The sequence below is a fragment of the Micrococcus sp. KRD026 genome (genome assembly GCF_017168445.1).
Classification (GTDB): Bacteria; Actinomycetota; Actinomycetes; order Actinomycetales; family Micrococcaceae; genus Micrococcus; species Micrococcus luteus.
On sequence record NZ_JABFBA010000028.1, the window covers coordinates 5046 to 9187 of the forward strand.

Here is a 4142-nt window from a genome sequence, read left to right on the forward strand (position 1 = left end):
CCTAGGTCGCGGGCGAGTACCGCCGGGTAGCTCGGGCCCTCGAGGAGTGTCATGAGGATGCGGGAGCGGGTCGGGTCGGCCATCGCCCGGCCCAGCCGGTTCATCACGTCCAGCCGCGAAGCAATAGTCAGCATGCGCTGACCATACAGAACCTGCTGACCTCTCGTGTGTGGCTCCCGCTGCTGATATCTGCATAGGTGTATGGTCGTGGCATGAGTGTGACGCCGTTGGATTCGTGTCAGGTCACCGCCGTCCATCCGGAGAAGGTGGCGCTGACCCGGGAGAGGATCCCCGACGAGCGCGAGGCCGGCAGGTTGGCCGGGCTGTTCAAGCTCCTGGGGGACCCGCGCCGTGCCCGGGCGCTGTATGCGTTGCTGGAGGCCGGCGAGCTGTGCGTGTGTGACCTGGCGGCGTCGGTCGATGTCGCGGAGGCGTCGGTGTCCCAGGTGCTGCGGGTGCTGCGTACCGCTGGGGTGGTCGAGAACCGCCGGGAGGGGCGGATGGTGTACTACCGCCTCGCTGACGGGCATGTGCGGATGCTGCTGGACGTCTCCCGTGAGCACGCCCGCCACGAGAGGCAGGGCTGATGGGGGCGGGACACAGCCATGCCCCGGCGACCGGGCATGCCGGTGGCCGCTACCGTCGGCGGCTGGCGGGGGCGTTCGCCCTGACGGCGGGCTTCTTCCTGATCGAGCTGGTCGCGGGGCTGGTGTCGGGGTCGTTGGCGCTGCTGTCGGATGCCGGGCACATGGCTGCCGATGTGGTGGTGCTGGGTGCGGCGCTGCTGGCGACGCGCATCGCGAGCCGGCCGGACTCCACGGGGCGACGCACCTATGGCTCCTACCGGGCCGAGGTGTTCGCCTCGGCGTTGGCGGTGCTGGCGATGCTCGCGGTCGGGGTGTACGTGGTGGTCGAGGCCATCAGCCGGCTGGGCGACGCGCCGGAGGTGGCCTCCGGCGCCATGCTCGCGGTCGGCTTCGCCGGCCTGGTGATCAACATCATCTCCATGCTGCTGCTGCGCAGCGGGGCCAAGGACAGCCTGAACGTCAAGGGCGCCTACTACGAGGTGATCGCCGACGCCGCCGGGTCGGTGGGTGTCATGGTCGCCGGCGTGCTGATCATCCTCACCGGCCAGCCGATCTGGGACGTCGTGGTCGCGGCGCTCATCGCGGTCTTCGTCATCATCCGGGCGGTGGTTCTGGGCAGGCAGGTGATCGCGGTGCTGGGCCAGCACGCCCCGGAAGGGGTGGACCCGGAGGACGTCGCCGGTGACCTGGACGCGGTCGAGGGGGTGGAGGAGGTCCACGACCTGCACCTGTGGACCCTGACGTCGGGGATGAACGTGGCCACGGCCCACCTGGTCGCTGACCAGGGCGCGGACCACGGCGCCGTGCTTGCCGGCGCGCGCCGGGTGCTGCGCGACCGTTACGGTATCGCCCATGCCACCTTGCAGGTGGAGGGCGCCGGCAGCGACGGCTGTCACGACCTGAGCTGGTAGCACTCGGCACGGAAGCCCGCTCGCGAGAGCCGCACATGCTTGAGCAACGTCTTAGGAGCGCGCGATGACCGCGAAGCACGGCAAGGGCCCCGGGCCGGACGAGGGCCAGCGGCCGGCCCGGCGCGGGGTGGTGCTCACCCTGCTGGGGATCGGTCTGGTCGCCGCGGCTTACGTGGTGACGATCGTGGTCATGGTGGTGCGGTGACGCGGCCCAAACGGACCGCGGCCTCATGGCGGCGCCGCAAGGCGGTCATCGCGTCGTCCAGTGCTGTCCTCGTCGGGTCGAGCACGTAGAGGTCGTGAAGACGTCCAGATATAGGCCTGGGACGGGAGTTCTTGCATCGACTGAACTCCCCGGTGGTTGCAGGTCCGATACGCAGGGGTGCCAGTAAGTAGGGCTGATCGGCGCCCATTTTCTTGTCTCGCGCCCCGGGGCGAGGCGGTCCCCTATCGGTGTCCCTGTGTGCGGGGCAGGTTCACGCCGCGCAGCAGGAGAGCTTGGCGATGTCGGTGGTGAAGGCCTGCGCGGTGAGCTTGAGGCCTTCGGCCATGGTCAGGTAGGGGCTCCAGAGGTTGGCGACCTGGCTGGTGGTCATGCCGGCCTCGAGCATGTAGACCCCGGCGGCGGCGAGGTCGCCGGCGTCCTGGGCCAGGGCGGTAATGCCGATGATGCGGCCGGTGTCGGCGTCGGTGACCATCTTGATGAACCCGCGGGTGTCGCGGTTGACGATCGCGCGTGGGACGTGCGCGAGTGACAGGACACGGCTGTCGTAGCGGATCCCGGCAGCGGAGGCCTGCCGTTCGGTCATCCCGACGGCGGCCAGGGCGGGGCTGGTGAACACGACCCGGGGCAGGTGGCGGTAGTCGACCTCGAGGCCGGCGCCGGTGAGGGCGTTGTCGGCGACGAGGGCGCCGTGGGCCGCGGCGACGTACACGAACTGACGGTGGGCGGTGACGTCACCGGCAGCCCAGACGCGCGGGTTGGTGCTGCGCAGATGGCTGTCGACGACCACCTCGCCGTGGTCGCCGGTGCGCACGTCGACGGTGTCGAGACCGAGCGTGGCGGTGACCGGGCGGCGCCCGGTGGCGACGAGTACCTCGGCCGCCCGGAGTTCCTGTGAGCCGTCAGTGGTGGTGGCAGTGACCGTGACCTCGCCGGTGGCCGGGTCGCGGCGGACCGCGCTGGGCACCGCGCCGCGGATGATCTGGATGCCTTCGTCCGTGAAGATCTCATCCAGGGCGGTGGACGCCTCGGGTTCTTCCTGGGACGCCAGCCGTGAGCGGACCAGCATGGTGACCCGGACGCCGAGCCAAGCGAAGAGCTGGGCCTGCTCCATCGCGACGTAGCCGCCGCCGATGACCAGCAGCGACTCCGGGACGTGGTCCAGTTCCATCGCGGTGGTCGAGGTCAGGTAACCGGCCTCCTGCAGGCCGGGGACCGGCGGCGCCCAGGGCCTGGAGCCGGTGGCGATGAGGTAGTGCGCGGCCCGGACCGTCTCCACCGTGCCGTCAGGGCCGGTGACGCGCAGTGCCGGCTCGCTGGGTGTGCCGACGAACGTGGCGTCCCCGGGGTGGAGATCCCATCCGTACTCGGTGGCCAGGTCCAGGTACTTCTCGCCACGCAGTGACCCGACGAGCCGATCCTTGCCGGCGATCAAGGCGGGCATGTCGACCGGCCGGACTTCGGGGAGCGGCAGGCCGGGGAACCGGGAGGCGTCGAGTGTGACGTGGCGGGCCTCGGCGGTCGCGAGCAAGGCCTTGGAGGGCACGCACCCGGTGTTCACGCAGGTACCGCCGACGGTGCCACGCTCGATCATCACCACCCGTCTGCCGAGGTTGGTGGCGCGGATCGCGGCCGCGAACGCCGCCCCACCGAACCCGATCATTGCCAGGTCATACGACCTGCTGTTAGCCGTTGCCGTCATGAACTCCTCCTTCATCGCCCTCAGGATCGACCTTCCAGTGCACTGGAAGGTCAAGGGGGAGAATGAGTGGCATGCGGATCGGTGAGGTGGCTCGGGCGTCGGGCACGACGAGCAAGACCCTGCGGTACTACGAGGAGGTCGGGCTGCTACCCGCCGCGGACCGCACCCCGGCGGGCTACCGGGACTACGGCGCCGAGGTGCTCGACCGGCTGGACTTCATCCGCCGGGGGCAAGCGGCCGGGCTGACCCTGGCCCAGATCGGTCAGGTGCTGGACATCCGCGACCGGGGGCAGGCCCCCTGCCGGCACGTCACCGACCTGCTCGACACCCGCCTTGATGTGATCGACCGGCAACTCGCCGAGCTCGCGCAGCTACGCACCACGATCGCCGACCTGCGCGAGGACGCCGCCGCCGGCGACCCGGCCACGTGCTCCCCCGAGGATGTCTGCCGCTACCTGTGACACCGAAGTTCACGGGCCCGTGGCAGCGCATGGCGGCCCACTCTGTTGCGTTGGGGTGTTAGACCTTTCGCAACGGTTCTGTTGCGCGGGGTGCACCCTATCGCGACGCCTATTCCTCCGGCCTGCCGTCGGCCGCTGTCCCGGTGAAGGATCGGCTTGCGGAACGTGAGCCTCACTCGCAGCGCCCTCTTGCCCGCGTGCTTGGAGGCCGCCACTGAGCTCCGACAGAACCCCGCCATATAGCGGCGCAAGCCACAC

The 4142-nt window shown here is 70.2% G+C and carries 6 protein-coding genes; 4 read left to right on the plus strand and 2 right to left on the minus strand.

Annotated elements, in window-relative coordinates; all coding sequences use genetic code 11:
* The coding region (locus tag J1M40_RS12795) for an ArsR family transcriptional regulator (protein ID WP_036378784.1) at positions 1-134 on the minus strand (134 nt) is incomplete at its 3' end.
* A 78-nt stretch (positions 135-212) separates the two neighbouring features.
* Here J1M40_RS12795 and J1M40_RS09920 point away from each other — a divergent pair.
* The 3 genes from J1M40_RS09920 to J1M40_RS09930 all read left to right on the plus strand — a co-directional run bounded on the left by J1M40_RS09920 (position 213) and on the right by J1M40_RS09930 (position 1703).
* Positions 213-587: a helix-turn-helix transcriptional regulator gene (locus tag J1M40_RS09920; protein WP_206450759.1), complete on the plus strand. Its 375-nt coding sequence runs from the start codon at positions 213-215 to the stop codon at positions 585-587.
* A complete protein-coding gene (locus J1M40_RS09925; protein WP_002854089.1) occupies positions 587-1498 on the plus strand; it encodes a cation diffusion facilitator family transporter in 912 nt (303 codons plus the stop codon). Before J1M40_RS09920 ends, J1M40_RS09925 begins: the two co-directional genes overlap by 1 nt.
* Positions 1499-1562: 64 nt before the next feature.
* Positions 1563-1703 (plus strand): hypothetical protein, encoded by a 141-nt coding sequence (locus J1M40_RS09930; protein WP_002854087.1) that lies wholly within the window; start codon positions 1563-1565, stop codon positions 1701-1703.
* A 271-nt stretch (positions 1704-1974) separates the two neighbouring features.
* Here the strand turns inward: J1M40_RS09930 and merA are convergent, their stop codons facing one another.
* The gene (gene merA / locus J1M40_RS09935) at positions 1975-3438 is read right to left on the minus strand and encodes a mercury(II) reductase (RefSeq protein ID WP_206450760.1); all 1464 of its coding nucleotides are present in this window, start codon (positions 3436-3438) and stop codon (positions 1975-1977) included.
* A 56-nt stretch (positions 3439-3494) separates the two neighbouring features.
* Here merA and J1M40_RS09940 point away from each other — a divergent pair, with 56 nt between their 5' ends.
* Positions 3495-3884, plus strand: coding sequence for a heavy metal-responsive transcriptional regulator (locus J1M40_RS09940; protein WP_036382791.1), 390 nt, complete (start codon positions 3495-3497; stop codon positions 3882-3884).
* Positions 3885-4142 lie beyond the last annotated feature (258 nt).

Excerpts from the sequence above, each read along its gene's own strand:
- merA (WP_206450760.1), bottom strand. The coding sequence starts at position 3,438 with ATGAAGGAGGAGTTCATGACGGCAACGGCTAACAGCAGGTCGTATGAC.
- J1M40_RS09930 (WP_002854087.1), top strand. The coding sequence starts at position 1,563 with ATGACCGCGAAGCACGGCAAGGGCCCCGGGCCGGACGAGGGCCAGCGG.
- J1M40_RS09940 (WP_036382791.1), top strand. The coding sequence starts at position 3,495 with ATGCGGATCGGTGAGGTGGCTCGGGCGTCGGGCACGACGAGCAAGACC.
- J1M40_RS09920 (WP_206450759.1), top strand. The coding sequence starts at position 213 with ATGAGTGTGACGCCGTTGGATTCGTGTCAGGTCACCGCCGTCCATCCG.
- J1M40_RS09925 (WP_002854089.1), top strand. The coding sequence starts at position 587 with ATGGGGGCGGGACACAGCCATGCCCCGGCGACCGGGCATGCCGGTGGC.